Source organism: Sphingobacterium sp. UBA1498 (genome assembly GCF_002325125.1).
In the GTDB taxonomy this organism is placed as follows: Bacteria; Bacteroidota; Bacteroidia; order Sphingobacteriales; family Sphingobacteriaceae; genus Sphingobacterium.
In genome coordinates this window covers 187,337-207,123 of record NZ_DCRG01000026.1, presented here as the reverse complement: position 1 = coordinate 207,123, position 19,787 = coordinate 187,337, and the positions used below count along the sequence as shown (strand labels likewise).

Sequence of the window (19,787 nt, the reverse complement as noted above, 5' to 3'; positions counted from 1 at the left end):
ATGATTCCATTAAAGCTAACACTAGAGGGCATCTATTCCTATCAGGATCGCCAGACGATCGATTTTACCGCACTTTCCGAAGCTGGACTTTTTGGTATTTTCGGCGCAGTGGGCTCTGGTAAATCGTCTATATTAGAAGCTATTACTTATGCGTTATATGGGGAAACAGAACGTTTGAATGCACGCGACAAACGTGGATATAACATGATGAATCTCAAGTCAAATAAGTCATATATTGAACTTGATTTTGTCAATTTTGAAGAACGCACATTTAAAGTTACTCGCGAATTTAAACGCAACTCCAAAAACTTCGATGACGTAAAATCGCCAACTGTCGTGCTCTATGAGAAATTAAATGAAACATGGGTTCCATTAGAAAGCAGTAATACACAACAAATAATAGGACTACGCTATGAGAACTTCAAAAGAACAATCATCATTCCACAAGGACAATTCAAGGAATTTATAGAACTTGGCGCCAGGGAACGCACAGATATGATGAAAGAGATTTTTCAATTGCATCGGTTTGACCTACAGGATAAAGTTTCTACGTTATATAAGAAAAATCAATCCGAATTAGATCACTTGAACGGTCAATTATCGGGATTTGAGGAGATCACTTCAGATCTTGTAACAGCCACCAGCGAAAAGTTACAGGCTGAACTTCAATCTTTCGCATCCATAGAATCTTCGCATAAATTACAGCATGAAAAATTCATGCAGCTCCAAAAACTTAAAGCGGATTTCATTGAATTGAACCGGACGAAATTACGTTACGAAGAATTACTTGAACAGAAAGGACAAAAAGAGAATTTAAGGCTACAATTAAATCAGTTTGAGGAGGCCCAGACCAAATTTTTACACAGTCTCAAGTCCAAAGAAAAATTAGATCTTGAAAAGGGATCAACGCAAAGAAAATTGGCGAACGAAGAAGTAAAAAAAACAGAAATACAACAGCTTCTACAGGAGCATCAATCTCGTTTAAATATATTAAAACCAAGGTATGAACTACTACCGCAACGTCGTATTCAGGAATTAGATCTTGAATTGATACAGCAATTGATTACCTTTTCCAATGAAATTAAAGGCTTGCAAGATCGCGCAGAGAAAGGGCGTCATTTTGTCGAAGAAGCGAAAAAACAACAAGTACATTATAAAGCAAAAATCCTGGGAACTGAAAGTGAAATTTCGAATTTAAAGCGTGCTAAACCTTCGCCGCATGAATTGATGGAATTAGGCCAATGGTATACTAGACAACAGGGGATAAAACAACAAGAAAACGATCTTAATAAGCAATTGGTCGATTTAGAAAACAATGCCAGCGAAATTAGACGAGAATTACAAAATTTCAGCGGCAACCTAGAAGAATTTCAATCAACCCATGCCCATGTTGTTCAGGAATTGGAACAAAAGCTCAATAAACTACAGGATGAAAGGGCGCATCTGCTTTTACAGCAGCGGCTAACACAATATGCTAAAAATTTGAAAGAAGGGTCGCCTTGCCCCCTATGTGGTGCAATTGAACATCCCATGGTCAACCATGGGCAGGATATTTCGCTTGAAATCCTTGCTCATGAAAAATTAATGACCGACACGAATGAACTCCTAAAACTAAAACAGGATCAAAAATTCCAAGTGGACAAACTTCTTCTTCGTTTGCAATCCTTGACAGATCAAAAACACGAACTGAATACGAAAATTCAATTGCATAAGTCCATAAAAATGGCGCATTTCAATGAATTTGTATGGACAGGCTACAGCAGCACAGATGAATCTATCTATGCTTCCAAAAAACAGGAGCTTTCCAAAATTGAAACCCTAATCCAGGCCCTCGAAAATAAGCTTGCAGATGATCAGACTGCTTTAGCTTCTGTAGAGGATAATCTGGAGAAATACAACAAGGCCCTGGGGCAATTTGAACGCGACGAAGTAAGCAAGCAAGCACAGATCAATCAAAATATTGGAAATTTAAAACTGCTCAGCTGGTTCGATTACCAATCGAAAGACGCCCAAACTGTCGAAGAAGAATACAACACGATCAAAAACTCAAATATTACGGTAGAAAAAGAGTTTGTTGCGATAAACGATAAGTTAAGCGAGTTAAACAGTCAATTCGCAGGGCAAAATAGCGTGGTGAATGCCATCTCGGAACGACTTCAAACAATTAAAAGTGAAATTCTGGAAGTTGACGGCACGTTGCAGCAGCATCTTTTAGCCTCGCCGTTTAACGCTATCGAGGAGGTTAAGCAGATACTTGCCCAAAATTTACCCGTACAGCAGATCCGACTTGAGCTGGAGCAGTTTCAAATTGATTTTGAAACTGTAAAGGCGCAGATTGCTCAACTGGAACACAAGCTTGCTGGTCAAGTGTATGAAGAAACAATCTTTATTGAACAAGAAAAGGCGCTGGAGGAAAGCGCTCGACAATTGAAAGAAAGTACTGAAAATGTGGCCAAGCTGAGACAGGAACTCAACCAATTGATGATTTCTTACGCTAAAAAAGAGACGCTTCTGCAGCAACAAATGAAGCTAAACGTCCGTAATGAAAATTTGAAACAGCTTTTCAATCTATTTAAAGGTGCCGGTTTTGTACAGTATGTTTCTTCAATTTATCTACGTCAATTGTGCGACCACGCCAATATTCGTTTTCACCGTATGACACGAAATCAACTTAGTCTACAGATCAACGAAAACAATGAGTTTGAGATTATAGATTATTTGAATGAAGGGAAGAGCCGTAGTGTAAAAACCTTATCCGGCGGCCAGGCTTTTCAAGTATCGCTAAGCTTGGCGCTCGCGCTCGCGGAAAGCGTACAGTCGAGTACGAGAGCGAGCAAAAACTTTTTCTTTATTGATGAAGGTTTTGGGACACAAGACACCGCTTCAGTCAATATTGTTTTTGAAACCCTGTTAGAGCTACGCCGCGAAAATCGTATTGTAGGGATCATTTCCCATGTTGAGGAGCTTAAAGAACGAATTCCGATATCCCTTTCCATAGAAAAAGATGAAGAGCGCGGTAGTCAAATTTTTATTAATTAAGATCAAAAGTTATTTTGTATATTAGTTATTGCGGTCATATCCGTTACAGAAAGGCCGCAATAACTAATATACAAAGATTATGGGCTTATTTTCAAACAGCAAAAAAGGAAAAGGGTCTCATCCTTTTTTTCATAAGGGAAGCAAGACGAACAGCAATAATTTCCAATCTGGAAGCGGTTCCGATTCCCCGCACATTCCGCAGTCCATGCTATTTATCAAGCACTATGATATCCTGACTATCTTAAGAGAGATTCTTATGCCGCACAACCAAAACTAAGATTTGAAAAAAAGAAGTTTAATTTAACATTGTAAAACTTTTCTAAAGAAATATTGTCATACGATAAAATAGGTCAAAGACAGTATATTTGTCAACTATATGAAATATAAACAAATCAACAATAACTCCATTAATCAAATTATGCTTATCCTTATCATCCTAGCGATATGCATATTAATCTTTACGAGCTTATTTTATTATTTACCCGGTTTTTTAGGAGCGATAACGCTGTACATTCTATTTAGAAAAATCAACTATAAGCTTACCGAAGAAAAAAGATGGAATAAGTCGGCGGCAAGTATTCTCTTAATCTTACTGACAATTGTTTTTTTGGTTGGCCCGCTTTATCTGCTAATCAACTACATGGTACCCCAGGTTACAGAAGTCATTAGCAACAAAGACGAACTGATGCAGAAATTCGATTCTGTAAAGAGCTATTTAAAATCCAGTCCCTACTTCAGTAATATTGACCTTTCAGATTCTGCATTAATGCAAACACTCCAGCGAGCAGCTAAATTTATCCCCAACATCCTTAATTCCGTCGCAGAGGTTGGAGTCAACTTACTGGTCGCATTATTTGTACTTTATTTTATGCTTGTAAGCAGCAAGAAGCTGGAAGAAACTATTTATCACGCCATTCCGTTTACCAAAGCTAGTAAGGCTGAGTTATGGAAAGAATTCGATATGATGGTCAAATCCAACGCTATTGGTATTCCAATTTTAGCCATGTGTCAAGGTATTGTTGCCGGGCTTGGCTATTGGTTTTTTGGGTTGGAAAGCCCTATTTTCTTAGGAATATTAACGGCTGTCTCCACGATAATACCGATTTTGGGAACAATGGTGGTCTATTTACCAGCTGCACTATTTCTACTCGCCAATGGGCAATCCGGAAGTGCTATAGGTCTTGCTTTGTATGGAATCATTATTATAGGAAGTATAGATAATGTTCTCCGCTTTACCATTTTAAAAAAGCTGGGTGATGTACACCCCCTAATTACGGTATTTGGTGTCTTACTTGGGTTAAATCTGTTCGGTATGCTGGGATTAATATTTGGTCCTTTAATTCTATCCTGTGTTGGCGTACTTCTCAAAGTTTACAGTATCGAATTCGGAAAAAGCGCACCAGAAATTATTCAGTCAACGTCCTTAATAGAACCTAAGTCCATAGGTGACAAACCAGATATCATCGAATAAGCAAGGCTAGGCGGATCGCAGTGTATCTATCGAAGTGTATCTAACGATCAAACTCGATATCCAGTAAACTGTCATAAATGAAATTGTAAAGTATAAAATCCGCTTTTTTTCATAGTTTTGGTTCGTTAATGTATTCGAGTATCGCTGATTTTATTTAAAAATCTGATATTGGATGCAAACGAAAGAAAAGATCAAATCATTGATACTGATTTAAAAGCAAATGTAATCTATGAACAAAAAAATAGTTTTAGGAGTAACAGCGGTATTCATGGCTGGAATCCTTTACTCATGTGGCGATAACAACAAAACAAAAACTGACGGTACAACAATGTCTACACAAGAGGCTGCTGCAGAAAATCATGACCATGCGGGACATGATCACGGGCAGACGGCCCCTACCCAATCTTCCGAACCAGCTGCAATTCTCCCTAATTTTACTTTTTATCAACTTCGCTCCGGGATAAGAGTTACGAACGAGAATGTCGCCAAAGACAAGAATACCGTATTTATTCTTTTTGATCCGGGCTGTAGCCACTGTCAGCATGAGGCTATCGAGTTAGAAAAAAACATGGATCGTTTAAAAGATGTAAATATCTATTATATCTCAATGAATGACCCGGCGTTAGTATTGGGCTTTTTTGACAGTTTTGCTCCAAAATTATCCAAAGCATCGAATGTTGAAGTATTGATCGATAAAGACCAGACGTTTATTCAAAAAATCCATGTGCCGACACAATTCCCAGCGAATTATGTTTATGGAGCGGATGGAAAGCTGAAAGCACATTGGGAGGGCGAAAAAAATATCAATGAAGCAATAAGCCAATTTCATAAATAATCTAAAATGCTCAACATAGCAATCAACGGATTCGGTCGTATCGGCAGAAATACATTGCGTAATATTTTTCTTCGCGGAGCTTGTGATGAGCTAAAAATCATTGCAATAAATGATTTGACAGATACAAAGACGCTTGCCCATTTATTTAAATATGATTCGGTGCACGGCCCTTTTTACGGCACTGTGTCCCACGATGAAAATCACATCATTATCAATGGCAAAGCTATCCTTGTTACCAATCAAAAAGATCCTTCGACGCTACCGTGGAGAGAATTAGGTATCGATGTTGTGATAGAATCAACAGGGCATTTTACGACACGTGCCAAGTCAGCTTTACATTTAGAAGCAGGTGCAAAAAAAGTAATTATCTCAGCACCGGCACAAGACAAGGATATTCCGACAGTGGTACTCGGCATCAATGATCGGACTATCGATCTTTCGGCATCCATTTTATCCAATGCCTCTTGCACGACCAATAATGTTGCTCCCTTAGTAAAAATTTTAGATGACCATTGGGGCATAAAAGATGGCTATATTACCACGGTGCACTCCATGACGGGCGATCAAAATCTTCATGATGCACCACATAAAGATTTACGGAGAGCGCGAGCAGCGTCATCTGCAATCATTCCAACAACAACAGGTGCGGCCAAAGCAATCACCAACGTTTTTCCCCATTTACAGAATAAGCTCGGCGGCGCTGGAATACGTGTACCCGTACTAAATGGATCATTAACGGACTTTACTTGCACCCTTGAAAAACACACCACAGTTGAAGAAATTAATAAGGCCTTTCGATGGGCAGCCGAAAATGAATTGAAGGAAGTGCTGTATTACACAGAGGATCCAATCGTTTCAGTTGATATTATCAATAACCCATATTCCTGTGTTTTTGATGCTCAACTTACTTCTATTGTTGGGGGCTTGGTCAAAGTGGTGGGTTGGTACGATAATGAATTTGGTTATTCCAATCGATTGGTTGATTTACTGATTAAGATCGATCATTTAAATGAAAAGTCTTTTGCCTAAATGAACTGCTGTCCGCTATACTGATGAAAGACAGCGATTCTGATTTATTTGATGAGAAGTGGCATATAATAAGAAAGCCTGTATTAAATACAGGCTTTCTTATTATAGCTCCCTTTCTACTCCCAGACCAAATAAGGCAAAATCATATTTGACGGGATCCAAAGGATCAAGTAAACGTAGGTTTGTTGTTAACTCCTGCGCTGTATTCCAATTGACTTTATCAAGTGTAATCAAACCAAATTTTCGCGCTACACGCTCCACATGAACATCACAAGGGCAGATCAGATCTTTTGGTGAAAGGCGCTTCCAGATACCAAAATCAACGCCTTTGTCATCCTGCCTAACCATCCAACGTAAAAACATATTAATCCTTTTAACGGTAGATTTCTGTGCTGGACTACTTATATGCTTACGTGTGCGATAGGGATAGTCCGGCAGTGAAAAAAAATACATTTTAAATGCATTAAGCGCCAGTTCCACATCAATACGCTTATTGTGCTCCTGTCCTACCAGAAAAGCATCTTCCAAAGATTCAAAATGACCATAATGATATTTGAAAAATTCAATGAAGTAAAGAATATCCGTGTCATTAAATGTACGGTGTTTAAACCCCAGCAAACTTTTTAGATCTTGCTCTTGATGATTCATAATATAGTCGTACGGTGAACCATCCATTCGATCAATAAGCTCCTTGCATTTATTGATGATCGTCTTCCTTTGGCCCCAAGCCATAATTGAAGCCAGGAAACCCATGATCTCAATATCCTGCTTGGCAGAAAATTGATGTGGAATAACTATCGGGTCATTGGGTATAAAATTAGGTTGGTTATATTCCTCAACTTTCTTATCCAAAAAATCTTTCAGATCAAAATCAGCTGCCATCGTCATTATTACCTTCCTGTCTGCAGTATACCCTTACAAATATTGGCGATCAAACCAGGTCCTTCATAAATAAAGCCCGTGTAAACCTGAACAAGGCTAGCACCTGCATCTAATTTTTCAATTGCATCTTTAGCCGAATGAATCCCACCAACACCAATAATTGGAAAAGCCTTATTCGATTTTTGACTTAGGTACCGAATAACTTCCGTAGATCTTTTGGTCAAAGGACGGCCGCTCACTCCACCCGCTTCCTGTCTTAATGCCGTTGCACTCTTTAATCCATCTCTTGAGACGGTGGTATTGGTTGCAATAACGCCAGCAATCTGCGTTTCCATAACAATCTCCACGATATCATCCAATTGACTATTTGTTAAATCGGGAGCGATTTTAAGTAGAATAGGCTTCGGAGTTAATTTGTTGTTATTCAATTCCTGCAAGGTGTTTAGGATGTGTTTTAGCGGATCCTTTTCCTGTAAATCGCGTAGACCAGGCGTGTTGGGAGAACTGACGTTTACGACAAAATAATCCACATGCTCAAATAGTGCATTGAAACAATAGATATAATCATTGACTGCGTCTTCATTAGGCGTAAGTTTATTCTTCCCGATATTCCCTCCAATCAATAACCCCTGACGATCTGTCAAGTTTTTTAATCTATTCGCAGCGACATCAGCCCCCTGATTGTTGAATCCCATCCTATTGATCAGGGCCTCATCCGGTACCAGACGAAACATTCTAGGTTTATCATTACCGGGTTGCGGTTTAGGAGTTACTGTTCCAATTTCAATAAAACCAAATCCCAAATTAGCCATATCAGCGATATACTCCGCATTTTTATCAAATCCTGCTGCAAGACCTACGGGGTTTTTAAACTTCAACCCAAAAACTTCGCGCTCCAAACGTGGATCTTCGACTTTAAAAAAAGCATTCAATAGTTGTTTTGCACCCCAAATTTTTGAGAAAACATTTAATCCTCCGGTCACTTTGTGGTGAGCCGTCTCGGGATTCATCGTAAAGAATATAGGCTTGACTAATTTATACATAATCGCAAAGTTACTCAAACAAGAAGAAATATTCATTACTTTTGTACTTTTGCAGTTGAAATGATATCAATAAATAATTTAACATTTGAAATAGGATCTCGCGCCCTATATGATGAAGCAAACTGGCATATCAAACCAGGAGATAAAGTTGGCCTGATCGGCGCTAATGGTACAGGTAAATCTACTTTGCTTCGGCTTATTGTAGGTCAATACACACCGACATCAGGATCGATTTCTATGGCGAAAGATCTGAAGATTGGCTATTTAAACCAGGATTTATTATCTTACCATTCTGAAAAAAGCATTTTGCATGTTGCAATGGAAGCTTTCGAACGCCAAAATCAATTACATACCGAAATCGAAGAGTTACTTAGTAAATTAGAAACAGACTACTCCGATGATATTCTGAATAAATTGAGTGATAAACAGGTAGAATTCGAAGCCCTAGATGGGTATAATATTGAATTTAAAGCTCATGAAATTCTAGCGGGTCTTGGCTTTTCTGAAGCAGAGCAAAAAAGACCGCTAGCTACGTTCTCCGGGGGTTGGCGAATGCGGGTCATGCTAGCCCGTATCCTTTTACAGACTCCGGATATTTTATTGCTCGATGAGCCTACCAACCACATGGACTTACCGTCGATTAAATGGCTTGAAAACTATCTTCAGGCGTTCGATGGTGCCATTGTGATTGTTTCCCATGATAGATATTTTCTAGACCGTATCATCAAGAAAACGGTCGAATCGCGTAAAGGGAAATTAACACTTTACGCAGGTAACTACAGTTTTTACCTTGAAGAAAAAGAACTACGAAATGAACTTCAGGCTAATCAATTCAAAAACCAACAGGCAAAAATAAAACAGGAAGAACGCTTAATTGAGCGCTTTCGAGCCAAGGCATCGAAAGCAAAAATGGCTCAGTCACGCATCAAGGCTTTGGATCGCATGGAAAGAATTGACGACGTGGATGATGATAACCCAACTGTAAACTTTAGTTTTAAATTTTCAAAACCTTCTGGTCGCCATGTCGTTACTTTGGAAAATATCTCCAAGTCCTACCCTAACCTAGAGATATTAAAAAACACCTCAGCAATTATTGAAAAGGGTGATAAAATCGCTTTAATCGGTGCCAATGGTAAAGGTAAATCGACACTATTACGCATTGTGGCTGACGCGGATCACGAGTTTGAAGGAAAGGCAGAGCAAGGCCATAATGTGTCGCAAACATTTTTTGCGCAGCACCAGCTTGAGGCCTTACACCTGGAGAATTCCATCCTTGCAGAATTACAAGCCTTTGCACCAAAACATACAGAGACTGAATTACGTTCTATCCTAGGCTGTTTTCTTTTTACAGGTGATGATGCCTTCAAGAAAATTAAAGTCCTTTCTGGAGGCGAGAAATCACGTGTGGCACTTGCTAAAGCTTTAACGGCAGATGCCAACTTCTTGGCACTCGATGAGCCTACCAACCATTTGGATATGCAGTCGGTCAACATTCTGATCCAGGCTTTACAACAATACGAAGGCACATTTATTGTCGTATCCCACGACCGTTATTTCTTGGATAATGTCGCGAATAAAATCTGGTACATAGAAGATAAACAAATCAAAGAATACCCCGGTACGTACCAGGAATATGAAGAATGGGCGGCAAAACGGATCGTCAAACCTGAAGGTAAGACGGAGAAGAAAGCCAAGGAAGAACCGAAAGCAAAGAAAGAAAAGCAACCGCTTACGGAAGATAAAACGCGTTTATTGAGCAAAAAGAATAAAGAACTCACATCATTTGAACAAAAAATAGAAGAACAGGAAATTTTGGTCAAAACATTAGAGTCAAAGCTTGCCGATGAAGCGGTTTATTCGGATGCCGCTAAATTACAGGACACTACGCGCTCATATAACTCGGCGAAAGCAGTATTGATACAATTTCAGGAAAGCTGGGAACAGTTGGCAGAAGAAATCATGGATTTAGAAAACGATTAATTTTTTCGACTTAAAATCAGGTTATTATCTGTTTAAACGTGATTTTAATCCAAAAACATTTGCAGGAATAGGATTAAAGCCCTACTTTTGCATCACTTCAAACAACGAACAATAGTTCTAAAACGAAGTACGATTCCGTAGCTCAGCTGGTAGAGCAATACACTTTTAATGTATGGGTCCTGGGTTCGAATCCCAGCGGGATCACAAACAAAAGCTAATCTTTCGATTAGCTTTTGTTGTTTTAATACTTTAACGCTCGAAATATAAGTCGGTCGGGTTGGAATAATAAAAAATACTGATATGTTAGACTTTTACACAATAGCGGATTATCAGATGAAACCAGATTTCCCCGAAAAAATAGGACTAGAATTTGCTGGACAACTCGACTTCAAAACTTTAAACAGACTTCAGCAAAAAGGAATAATTGCTCAGCAGTTTGACTATCATACGGACTTCAGGCTCGATACCGTTATGACCAAACAGACTCTTCAACTTATTTCCGATAAGAGATTAGAAATGGATGCTGACGTTAAGCGATTAACCCCGATTCTCGACCTCGCAAATAGCAAGCAAAGTGGCCTGGTTGCCTATAGTGATTAAAATCTATCCTGAAAACTTACTACCAAGTAAATAGCTCAATTTCTGTCCCATTTTTTTTAAATCCCTGGTTAAGTCAATTCATTGAGAGAAATTTAAAATGTTACAAAACAATTCTCAAACTTGACTAATCAATCGATTGACTAAACTGATTGTACCAAAACTTCAATTTCTTACACCGAAATAAAAGACCTTTCATTTATATTTATTGATACACAATATAAACCATTATGAGAAAATTTTTAAATCTAATAGTAGCTTCCCTCGCTCTGCTTACTGCGTCTTGTAGCAAAACTTTGATAAACACAACAGAGAGCGTCGGCACTCTAAAAGCAAAAAACTCAACAGCAACCGTGATCAACGAGTGGAATAGCAACCCTTACAAACTGAACGTGATCTATTTCGTTCCCAATGATGTGGATTCTATTCCCAATTTCCGAAAACGTTTAAGCAGAATTCTATTGAATGCGCAAAATATGTTTGCCAATAATATGGACCGTGAGGGATTTAGCCGAAAATCTTTTGGTTTAGATCTAGTCAATGACACGCTAATAAATATTCATTACATTACTGGGCAATTTGGAAAAGCAACTTACCCTTATTCTGGGGGCAACGGAGCAGTAAAAACTGAGGTAGATGCCTATTTTGGTCAAAATCCATTAGCAAAGAAGAGCGAACATAACCTGATTATTATTCCGACTTACAACACCGATCCTGCAAATCCAGGCGGCCCTCCATTCTATGGTACGGGTACTAGTTGTTACGCATTGGACTATGTAAATCTTGACGCTAAAAATTTGGGAATTGGCGGCGATATTGGGTGGAAGGCAACGGTATGGATTGGTGGTATGATTCACGAATTGGGTCATGGCTTGAATGCCAGCCACAACAGAATGAATAAGACATTGGCACCAACTTTAGGCACAGCCTTAATGGGCTCAGGAAATTCCACGTATGGAATCTCAACAACCTCCCTGACAAGTAGCACTGCCGCGACATTTAATAATAGTCAAGTATTCAGTTCTGTGACTAGAAGTGATTGGTATGCATCTGCATCAGCAGAAATTATATCTTTGTCTTCGAGCTTTACAAACAATACAATTATCATATCCGGAAAATTTACAGCGAACAAGCCTGTCAATGATATTGTTGTTTGGCATGATAGAGAACCCTTCGGTGGGAACAACGATTATGATGCCGTACAGTGGGCGACAAAAATCATCGGTCAGGATAGCTTTAGATTCGAATGTCCACTCGCTGATTTTTATGACCTCACAGGCAATTATGAAATGAGAATTGGCTTTATGCACATCAATGGTGTTCGTACAACCATACGTTACGCCTATAACTTTACCAACAATATCCCCGATCTATCCAAAGTTGTTACTTATAAACTATTGCCGACGACAGGTTGGTCCATCGTCGGAAGCGACAGCAATGAGCCTGGATCAACAGCGAGTAATGTCCTGGATATGAACCGAAGCACTGTTTGGCATACCCCATGGTCATCAACCCAAACACCCCAACCACATTTCTTCTCCGTGAATATGGGAGATCTACGCACTATTAAGGGGCTTGCATTTCGTAATCGCGATAATTTAAATGGAGCAATGAAAGATGTCAATATCTATTCAAGTGTAAACGGTACGACCTGGACCCTAATCAAAACAGCACAATTGACAAAAGTTTCAGGTTCTTGGATTAATGTCGATCTCAACGAATCAATTAGCACGCGTTATCTTAAAATAGAATCTACCAGCTCTTGGGGCGATTTCTTCTATTCGCATCTTGCTGATTTTGGGGCGTATTAAGAATGGCTGAAAAATTACCATCACAAGATTAATTATTAACAGCGGCTAGATTAAGGATTATCTGCAATCAATATGGGAGACAAATAGCGTAGTATAGAAACAATGAAATATTGAAAAATCATTGTTGAACTCCTGATTTATGTTAATTTTGAATATTAAGACATTATAAGTTAATCCGACGCGTCTTTATGAATAAATTTCGTAAATATTGGAAGCTATTTTCCCATATTGGTGCACATCCGGGCATGTCATACATCGATTTCAAACGCGTGTACATGATCAATCTGATTGCATTGTTATGTTTATTTCCAACAATTTTCTTTGCAATCCTTAATCTTATCGATCAACGCTATATTTTATCTGCGATTAATTTTTCCAATTCAACATGTGCCTTTGCTGTGCTTGTCCTCCAATATTACGGTAAATACAACATCGCTAAGGCCACATTGTTAACAACTAATTCTGTATTTTACTTCGCAGGAGCTTTGCTCTATAGAAATGGCGGAGAATATTTTCTATTGTGCACATTGATCGTCGCGATGTTGATGTATGAAAACCGAAAGATTCATATAGTCCATTGTATTACGATAGCTTTTCTAATTTCACTTTTATATCTGCTACCCGATATACTTCCACTAAGCCAGCAAGTTCCGCGATCAAGATCTGTGTTCAATATTATCAATGCGCTTGCTTTTATCGTCGTTGCGGTCAACTTTTTTCTTGATATCATCTATAAGAATATGAAAAAGATCGAGCAGCAGCGCCTTAATTTAGAATCTATGAATCGCGACAAGGAAAAAATATTTTCGATTATTGCTCACGACATCAAAAGCCCTTTTGCCAACCTTGAAGCACTGGTATTTATGTTCCGTAACCAAATGCTAGACAGTACCACGTCACAGGAATATATTCAGCAAATCTATCAACAGATCGCGCAACAGAATCAGACGTTAGATGAACTACTGCAATGGGGCAGCAGCAATATGCAAGGCATGAATTGTAGCACATCAAAACTATTGATTAAACCCATTATCCAACACATTATTAAAAGCTTCAATGATAATGCGCAAGCTAAACATCTCAAAATCAACTTGGATATACCTCCAGATACACAAATAATTGCCAATAGAGATCATACGACAATCATTTTGCGCAACTTGATCAGTAATGCGATAAAATTTAGTTATGTTAATGGGAATATCAACATTTACATTAGTGTGGACGATCTCTATACACATATCCATATTCAGGATGAAGGTATAGGTATAAATCCGTTGAAATCTGCCGCGCTATTTAATGAGATTCAGCAAAAGTCCTTTGGAACAGAACATGAACCTGGATCGGGTGTTGGACTTGTATTGTGCAAAGATCTGATTGAGAGAAATAAGGGCATTGTAAACATTCAAAGCACACCTAATGAAGGATCCATTTTTAGCGTAGGACTACCCTCCTCTCCAGTTCATATTACCCAAACTAAGGTGGAATTACCCTCATGCTGTTAGTAGAAAAACTAACTGCTTAGAAGGGAATACGGCATACACTTCGAAAGTCGATACGAACCAACATCGAAGATGTAATTGAAATGACCTGCCAACTATGCTGCGAGTAGATCTATTCTTTACTATCATTTTGTCAGATTTTAGCGTGAATTGATATGCTTAGTCTTACAATTGTAAAAAGAGCACATAGAATCTATACAAATGAAAATCCAATAATATACTACTACATACAGGTACGGTCTTTGTTCACTATAACTAACAGACAATTTTGTTTCACAGCTTACGACTCATATTCATGAAACACTTCATAACCCTCCTTACGATAGCCTTTGGTGTATTTCTAATTGTTAAGGTGTGTTATTCGCAAAAGGGGAATGATTTAAAATTGACAAAACAGATAACTATGAATACTATAAATCAAACAGATCACGTAATTTATTTCGCAGGCGGTTGTTTTTGGGGAACCGAACATTTTTTTAAACAAGTCCGTGGCGTTACCGCAACCGAGGTTGGCTATGCCAATGGAAACCTTCAAAATCCTTCTTATACACAAGTTTCCACTGGAACAACTGGCTTTACTGAAACCGTTAAGGTGAACTACGATCCTCAAATTGTAGATCTCAACCTACTAATCGACCTTTTCTTCAAAACGATCGATCCCACTTCACTGAACAAACAGGGTAATGACATTGGCACACAATATCGCACGGGTATATATTATACCAATACAAGTGACGCCCCTATTATCAAAGAACGCGTAGCCGCACTTGCAAGTCAATATCCAAAAGAAATAGTCGTAGAAGTAGAGCCTTTACAGAATTTTTATGATGCTGAAGCCTACCATCAAAAATATCTGGACAAAAACCCTGGCGGTTACTGCCACATAAGCCCTGATTTATTTGAGCTGGCTCGCAAAGCAAATCCGCAAAAAGTGATACAGGACAACGAAAAACCCTACAAAAAAGCTGATAAAGAGACGCTAAAAAAAGTACTTACACCATTGCAATATGATGTGACACAAAATGCCGCGACTGAACGTGCATTCGATAATGAATATAATGACGAATTTAGAGAAGGTATCTATGTAGATATTACCACTGGCGAACCACTATTTGTTTCTACTGATAAATTTGAATCTGGATGCGGATGGCCGAGCTTTTCCAAGCCAATCAGTGATAGTATTATTGACGAGCTATCTGACAATTCTTACGGAATGCGCAGAACTGAGGTCCGTAGCAAAACGGGAGATGCACATCTTGGACACGTTTTCAATGATGGTCCGGCTGATAAAGGAGGATTAAGATATTGTATAAACAGTGCTTCACTCCGATTTATTCCAAAGGATAAAATGAAAGAAGAAGGCTATGAGAAATATCTGCCACTGCTGGTAAAAAAATAGTTTAATAGTGCCTCTTTACGAGGCACTATTAAACTATTTTGGAGATCACAACTCCATTCATCATCACAATAACCGATTGTTCAGTGCAATGACGAGTGCCTCATTCATATTACTTACTCCTAGCTTTTCAAACAATTTCCGCCGGTGAAATTTCACCGTGTCGATGGAAACGAAAATTCGTTCGGATGTTTCATGAATACTAAGTCCACGATGATAAAAGCGCAATATTTCTATTTCGCGCGCTGTGAGATTTATCTTATTTCGGGATGTCCATTTTCCTGTTAACAGGTCTAGCTCCCATAATAAATCAGTATGAAGTTTCTCGATCACTACATTCCCTGAAGAAACATTGGTGGATAACGAAACAATACAAATGGCTTTCCATATTTTTCCCTCCTCTGTTAAAAAGACAGGCGTCAACTTATGATTAATCAAAACTGGTCTATTTGGAGCATTTTGTATTTGAAAATCATAAGATATAACGTATAATTTTCTCTCTTCAATGGGTATTTTTTCATAAAAGGCAAACCCCGCTTCGTTGATATTGATAAGCATCTGAAAATCATCAGCAGGAACATATTTCTCATAAAAAGCATATCCCATTTCCATTACTTCCATAGCGGTCAAACCAGCTAAAAAAAGAGGATTATCAGAAACGTATTCAAAGCCTTTACTTTGATAATCTATCAGGTAAATACTTTGGTAGGTGATCCGCGAAAAAGCTTTTACAAACTCAAGATAGTCATGGGTCTGTAAGATATCCTTTTCCGAAAGACGATCAAGGGCATTTTTTTTCGAAAATAGCGCATTAAAATCCATATTAAAATTGAAAATCCGAAGTTAAATAAAACTATAATCAGTTATAGTGTTTATTAAAACAAACTGCAATATTTTTGGTAAATAGCTACTTGGCTAATTTGTTGCAACCCCAGCAGTAAATAAAAAAATCTCCACGAAGGATGGAGATTTTAAAAATTACTTGGGAACCAAAGCGTTCTTAAAAGATAAAACCGAGAGTTATCATTTACTCACTTCATTCAACAATTGAATATCTTCTGTATCCAATTTAAGCGTTGGAGCAGCAAATAATGTTTCCAATTGGGTCGCACTTGTAGCACTTACGATTGGTGCTGTGATCAACGGTTTGGCCAATAACCAAGCTAATGCGACAGTAGCCTGCTGTACTCCATGTTTTTCAGCAATCGAGTCTAACGCTTTAAGGACAGCTTTTCCTTTATTGTCGAAATACTTCTTTATCCCACCGCCGCGAGTAGTATTGTCGAAGTCAGCTTCTGTTCGGTATTTACCAGTCAAAAAACCAGCCGCAAGTGACCAATAGGGAAATACACTTAAACCATACTTTTCGACCAATGGAGCGTAATCTGTTTCAAAACTTGATCTTTCAACGAGATTGTAATGTGGTTGCAAGGCCACATATTTTGGTAAACCATTCTTCTCGGCAGCATCAAAGCTTTCAATCAATCTTGTTGGCGACAAATTAGATGCTGCAATATATCGAACCTTACCCGCTTTAATTAGTTCATCATAGGCCGATAGTGTCTCTTCCACTGGTGTTAACTTATCATCAAAATGAGTGTAGTACAAATCAATATGATCTACTCCCAATCGTCTCAAAGAATCATCAGCAGATTTTAAAATATGTTTTTTTGAAATATCGTAACCATGCTCTTGAGTTTCTGAGCCAACTTTCGTAGCAATTACCATATCCTTTCGATTGCCACGGCTCTTCAACCATTTACCAATTATTTCCTCGGATTGCCCCCCTATGCCATTTACCCACCACGAATAGGTATCCGCCGTATCAATAAAATTAAATCCTGCGCCTACAAATTGGTCTAAAATCTCAAACGACTGTTGTTCGTTCAGCGTCCATCCAAAAACATTTCCGCCGAAATTTAGTGGTGCTATCTGCAAATCTGTGTGTTGTATTTCTATCTTTTTCATTCAATTTATTTATTGTTCCATTTATTAAAAAAACTGGATCACACCGCTGTGTAGAAATTAAAGTTACATTATTAGAAGCGCGCTCGCGCAAAAACCTGTCACATAAAATTGTCATAAAACGAATTCGGAAAACATAGCACTGGCGTAAACAAGACAATCTTCCAACGCAATATAAGTAGCATAATTCCGGAAGAAGAATTTAAGAATTCTCTGTTTTAAGAACTAATAAAACAACGAAGCTCCAATTAGGCATCTGGGGCAATACTCTAGCGGAAAACGAACATTCGCCGGTGGAGGAGTAACGAATGATGGGTAGAAAAAAGGGTCACTCTAATGAGAGTCGACCCTTATATATCTTACTTTTCGATAGATGACATGTCTATTACAAATCGATATTTAACATCACTGTCCAATACCCTTTGGTAAGCCTCATTGACATAGTCAATATCGATCATTTCTGTCTCGGGCAGAATATTATGCTCTGCACAAAAATCGAGCATATCCTGAGTTTCTTGTATTCCGCCAATACTGGACGCCGTTAGGACCTTATTGCCCCCCATAATGGACCGGCCATTAATCTCCATAGGAGCAGCCGGAATTCCGACACAAATGTAAACCCCTTTGGTTTTCAGCAGGGCTAAATAGAGGTTGTAATCGTGAGGAGCCGATACTGTATCAATAATGAAATCAAAATACGACGAAAACTCGTTGATCTCATTGGCCTCGTGCGTATTTAAAAACTTATGCGCACCAAGCAAAGCCGCATCGTCTTTTTTACGTGGAGAATGACTAATCATGGTAACTTCTGCCCCCATCGCTACCGCAATCTTGACAGCCATATGCCCTAATCCACCTAGTCCCAATACACCAACTTTATGGCCTTTGCTGACATTCCATCTTTTTAATGGAGAATATGTTGTAATCCCGGCGCAAAGCAATGGGGCAACTTTTTTAATATCCAACGATTCTGGCACATGAAGCACGAAATTTACGTCCGCTACAATATTATTGCTGTAACCACCAAATGTATAGCTGTGATCATGCATCACATCTTTGCTATTATAGGTCCAGACGGTCTTCTTTTCTGAGCAAAATTGTTGTTGATCTGCTTTACAGTTTTCGCAAGTACCGCACGAGGCAACCATGCAGCCTACACCGGCGAGATCACCTTTTTTAAATTTAGTTACCTCAGCACCAACCGCACTAATGCGGCCGACAATCTCATGCCCTGGTACAATCGGGTAGTGTGTACCGCCCCATTCATCATGCACTTGATGAATATCTGAATGACAGATTCCACTATACAAGATATCTATTAATACATCGTTCGCACCCAGCTCCCTTCTTTCAAATTCCCAGTATTCAAGTGGAGAAGTACTGTCTTTTGCCGCATAACCTTTCGATTTAATCATATCATCTTTTTTTATAGACCACATTTGGATACGAAAATGATTTCGATCCTCATTTAACTGGTGTAAAGTTAATAGGTCATGCTGATGAATGAAGAAGCCGAATTGGAATATTGACATTCGACAAACAAAAAAGTAAGTTTCAACATATACATTAAGCAAAAGACCGTGTATATTTGAGTACATATAAATCATTTCAATGAAAAGAATCAATTTAACGCTGGCTGTTCTTTGCTTTACATCTATGGCTTTTGCCCAAAAAATCGATTACAAGGTGAATACCCAATCTTCGAAGATCAAATGGAGCGCCAAAAAAGTCGTCGGTGGACATGTAGGAATTATAAATCTACAAGAAGGCAGCATACAAACCGATAAAGGAAAAATCATAGCCGGTAACTTTACAATAGATATGAATTCCATGGCGTGTACTGATGCTCCCAAATTGACGGGACATTTAAAAAATGAAGATTTCTTTAATGTCCCGAGCTATCCCACCGCGAAATTTGTCATCAGTAAAGTTGACAATAGCAAAGCAAACCCAATCATAACAGGTAATCTTACGATCAAGAATAAAACAAAATCAATATCATTTCCGGCAAAAGTCACCACGACGGTAGATGGTCTAGCCGCAGAAGCTGTCGGCGTAAAAGTAAATCGTTTGGATTTTGATATACAGTATCGTTCTGCGAGTTTCTTCTCCGATTTAGGCAACCGAGCAATAGACGACGAGTTCACATTGGATATACAGATTAAAGGAACAAAATAGCTGTTGCAGCGTAGCGGCTCAATAAAATGCCCTTAATAAGACTGTTTCTAGTCTCCAAATAC

The 19,787-nt window shown here is 38.6% G+C and carries 15 protein-coding genes, 1 tRNA gene and 1 pseudogene; 12 read left to right on the top strand and 5 right to left on the bottom strand.

The window, feature by feature from the left end; translation table 11 throughout:
* From B3139_RS15990 to gap, 4 genes are all read left to right on the top strand, one after another.
* The gene (locus B3139_RS15990; protein ID WP_293884577.1) at window positions 1-3,039 is read left to right on the top strand and encodes an AAA family ATPase; all 3,039 of its coding nucleotides are present in this window, start codon (window positions 1-3) and stop codon (window positions 3,037-3,039) included.
* 376 nt (window positions 3,040-3,415) lie between these two features.
* Window positions 3,416-4,510 (top strand): AI-2E family transporter, encoded by a 1,095-nt coding sequence (locus tag B3139_RS15985; RefSeq protein ID WP_293884576.1) that lies wholly within the window; start codon window positions 3,416-3,418, stop codon window positions 4,508-4,510.
* A gap of 229 nt (window positions 4,511-4,739) precedes the next feature.
* Entirely contained in the window at window positions 4,740-5,345 is a 606-nt protein-coding gene (locus B3139_RS15980) for a TlpA family protein disulfide reductase (protein WP_293884575.1), read from the top strand.
* A 6-nt stretch (window positions 5,346-5,351) separates the two neighbouring features.
* Entirely contained in the window at window positions 5,352-6,374 is a 1,023-nt protein-coding gene (gap, locus tag B3139_RS15975; protein WP_293884574.1) for a type I glyceraldehyde-3-phosphate dehydrogenase, read from the top strand.
* Window positions 6,375-6,476: 102 nt separating this feature from the next.
* Here gap and B3139_RS15970 read toward each other — a convergent pair whose 3' ends face one another.
* Both B3139_RS15970 and B3139_RS15965 read right to left on the bottom strand, forming a co-directional pair.
* A complete protein-coding gene (locus tag B3139_RS15970) occupies window positions 6,477-7,262 on the bottom strand; it encodes a TIGR02757 family protein (RefSeq protein WP_293884573.1) in 786 nt (261 codons plus the stop codon).
* Window positions 7,263-7,264: 2 nt separating this feature from the next.
* A complete protein-coding gene (locus tag B3139_RS15965; RefSeq protein WP_293884572.1) occupies window positions 7,265-8,299 on the bottom strand; it encodes a quinone-dependent dihydroorotate dehydrogenase in 1,035 nt (344 codons plus the stop codon).
* Between the two features lie 60 nt (window positions 8,300-8,359).
* Between B3139_RS15965 and B3139_RS15960 the strand changes: the two genes are divergently transcribed.
* From B3139_RS15960 to msrB, 7 genes and pseudogenes are all read left to right on the top strand, one after another.
* On the top strand, window positions 8,360-10,279 hold the full coding sequence (locus B3139_RS15960; RefSeq protein ID WP_293884571.1) for an ABC-F family ATP-binding cassette domain-containing protein: 1,920 nt from the start codon (window positions 8,360-8,362) through the stop codon (window positions 10,277-10,279).
* A 131-nt stretch (window positions 10,280-10,410) separates the two neighbouring features.
* Window positions 10,411-10,483 (top strand) — tRNA-Lys (locus B3139_RS15955).
* A gap of 96 nt (window positions 10,484-10,579) precedes the next feature.
* Entirely contained in the window at window positions 10,580-10,879 is a 300-nt protein-coding gene (locus B3139_RS15950) for a hypothetical protein (protein ID WP_293884570.1), read from the top strand.
* Window positions 10,880-11,106: 227 nt separating this feature from the next.
* On the top strand, window positions 11,107-12,687 hold the full coding sequence (locus B3139_RS15945; protein WP_293884569.1) for a discoidin domain-containing protein: 1,581 nt from the start codon (window positions 11,107-11,109) through the stop codon (window positions 12,685-12,687).
* A 188-nt stretch (window positions 12,688-12,875) separates the two neighbouring features.
* Window positions 12,876-14,189 (top strand): sensor histidine kinase, encoded by a 1,314-nt coding sequence (locus B3139_RS15940; RefSeq protein ID WP_293884568.1) that lies wholly within the window; start codon window positions 12,876-12,878, stop codon window positions 14,187-14,189.
* Between the two features lie 292 nt (window positions 14,190-14,481).
* Window positions 14,482-15,057 (top strand): annotated as a pseudogene (gene msrA, locus B3139_RS21475) (peptide-methionine (S)-S-oxide reductase MsrA); the annotation flags it as partial.
* A gap of 63 nt (window positions 15,058-15,120) precedes the next feature.
* A complete protein-coding gene (gene msrB / locus B3139_RS21470) occupies window positions 15,121-15,585 on the top strand; it encodes a peptide-methionine (R)-S-oxide reductase MsrB (RefSeq protein WP_349676355.1) in 465 nt (154 codons plus the stop codon).
* A gap of 63 nt (window positions 15,586-15,648) precedes the next feature.
* Here msrB and B3139_RS15930 read toward each other — a convergent pair whose 3' ends face one another.
* The 3 genes from B3139_RS15930 to B3139_RS15920 all read right to left on the bottom strand — a co-directional run bounded on the left by B3139_RS15930 (window position 15,649) and on the right by B3139_RS15920 (window position 18,962).
* Window positions 15,649-16,404 carry a response regulator transcription factor gene (locus tag B3139_RS15930; RefSeq protein WP_293884566.1) on the bottom strand — a complete coding sequence of 252 codons (756 nt, stop codon included), beginning with the start codon at window positions 16,402-16,404 and terminating at the stop codon, window positions 15,649-15,651.
* A 201-nt stretch (window positions 16,405-16,605) separates the two neighbouring features.
* On the bottom strand, window positions 16,606-17,550 hold the full coding sequence (locus tag B3139_RS15925; RefSeq protein ID WP_293884565.1) for an aldo/keto reductase: 945 nt from the start codon (window positions 17,548-17,550) through the stop codon (window positions 16,606-16,608).
* A 356-nt stretch (window positions 17,551-17,906) separates the two neighbouring features.
* Entirely contained in the window at window positions 17,907-18,962 is a 1,056-nt protein-coding gene (locus tag B3139_RS15920; protein ID WP_293884564.1) for an NAD(P)-dependent alcohol dehydrogenase, read from the bottom strand.
* A gap of 196 nt (window positions 18,963-19,158) precedes the next feature.
* On the opposite strand from B3139_RS15920, the gene B3139_RS15915 reads away from it, so the two are divergent.
* Window positions 19,159-19,725 carry a YceI family protein gene (locus B3139_RS15915; protein WP_293884563.1) on the top strand — a complete coding sequence of 189 codons (567 nt, stop codon included), beginning with the start codon at window positions 19,159-19,161 and terminating at the stop codon, window positions 19,723-19,725.
* Window positions 19,726-19,787 lie beyond the last annotated feature (62 nt).

What these genes read in the sequence shown, in the direction of transcription:
- B3139_RS15990 (WP_293884577.1), top strand. Translation starts at nt 1, where the DNA reads ATGATTCCATTAAAGCTAACACTAGAGGGCATCTATTCCTATCAGGAT.
- B3139_RS15985 (WP_293884576.1), top strand. Translation starts at nt 3,416, where the DNA reads ATGAAATATAAACAAATCAACAATAACTCCATTAATCAAATTATGCTT.
- B3139_RS15980 (WP_293884575.1), top strand. Translation starts at nt 4,740, where the DNA reads ATGAACAAAAAAATAGTTTTAGGAGTAACAGCGGTATTCATGGCTGGA.
- gap (WP_293884574.1), top strand. Translation starts at nt 5,352, where the DNA reads ATGCTCAACATAGCAATCAACGGATTCGGTCGTATCGGCAGAAATACA.
- B3139_RS15970 (WP_293884573.1), bottom strand. Translation starts at nt 7,262, where the DNA reads ATGACGATGGCAGCTGATTTTGATCTGAAAGATTTTTTGGATAAGAAA.
- B3139_RS15965 (WP_293884572.1), bottom strand. Translation starts at nt 8,299, where the DNA reads ATGTATAAATTAGTCAAGCCTATATTCTTTACGATGAATCCCGAGACG.
- B3139_RS15960 (WP_293884571.1), top strand. Translation starts at nt 8,360, where the DNA reads ATGATATCAATAAATAATTTAACATTTGAAATAGGATCTCGCGCCCTA.
- B3139_RS15950 (WP_293884570.1), top strand. Translation starts at nt 10,580, where the DNA reads ATGTTAGACTTTTACACAATAGCGGATTATCAGATGAAACCAGATTTC.
- B3139_RS15945 (WP_293884569.1), top strand. Translation starts at nt 11,107, where the DNA reads ATGAGAAAATTTTTAAATCTAATAGTAGCTTCCCTCGCTCTGCTTACT.
- B3139_RS15940 (WP_293884568.1), top strand. Translation starts at nt 12,876, where the DNA reads ATGAATAAATTTCGTAAATATTGGAAGCTATTTTCCCATATTGGTGCA.
- B3139_RS15930 (WP_293884566.1), bottom strand. Translation starts at nt 16,404, where the DNA reads ATGGATTTTAATGCGCTATTTTCGAAAAAAAATGCCCTTGATCGTCTT.
- B3139_RS15925 (WP_293884565.1), bottom strand. Translation starts at nt 17,550, where the DNA reads ATGAAAAAGATAGAAATACAACACACAGATTTGCAGATAGCACCACTA.
- B3139_RS15920 (WP_293884564.1), bottom strand. Translation starts at nt 18,962, where the DNA reads ATGATTAAATCGAAAGGTTATGCGGCAAAAGACAGTACTTCTCCACTT.
- B3139_RS15915 (WP_293884563.1), top strand. Translation starts at nt 19,159, where the DNA reads ATGAAAAGAATCAATTTAACGCTGGCTGTTCTTTGCTTTACATCTATG.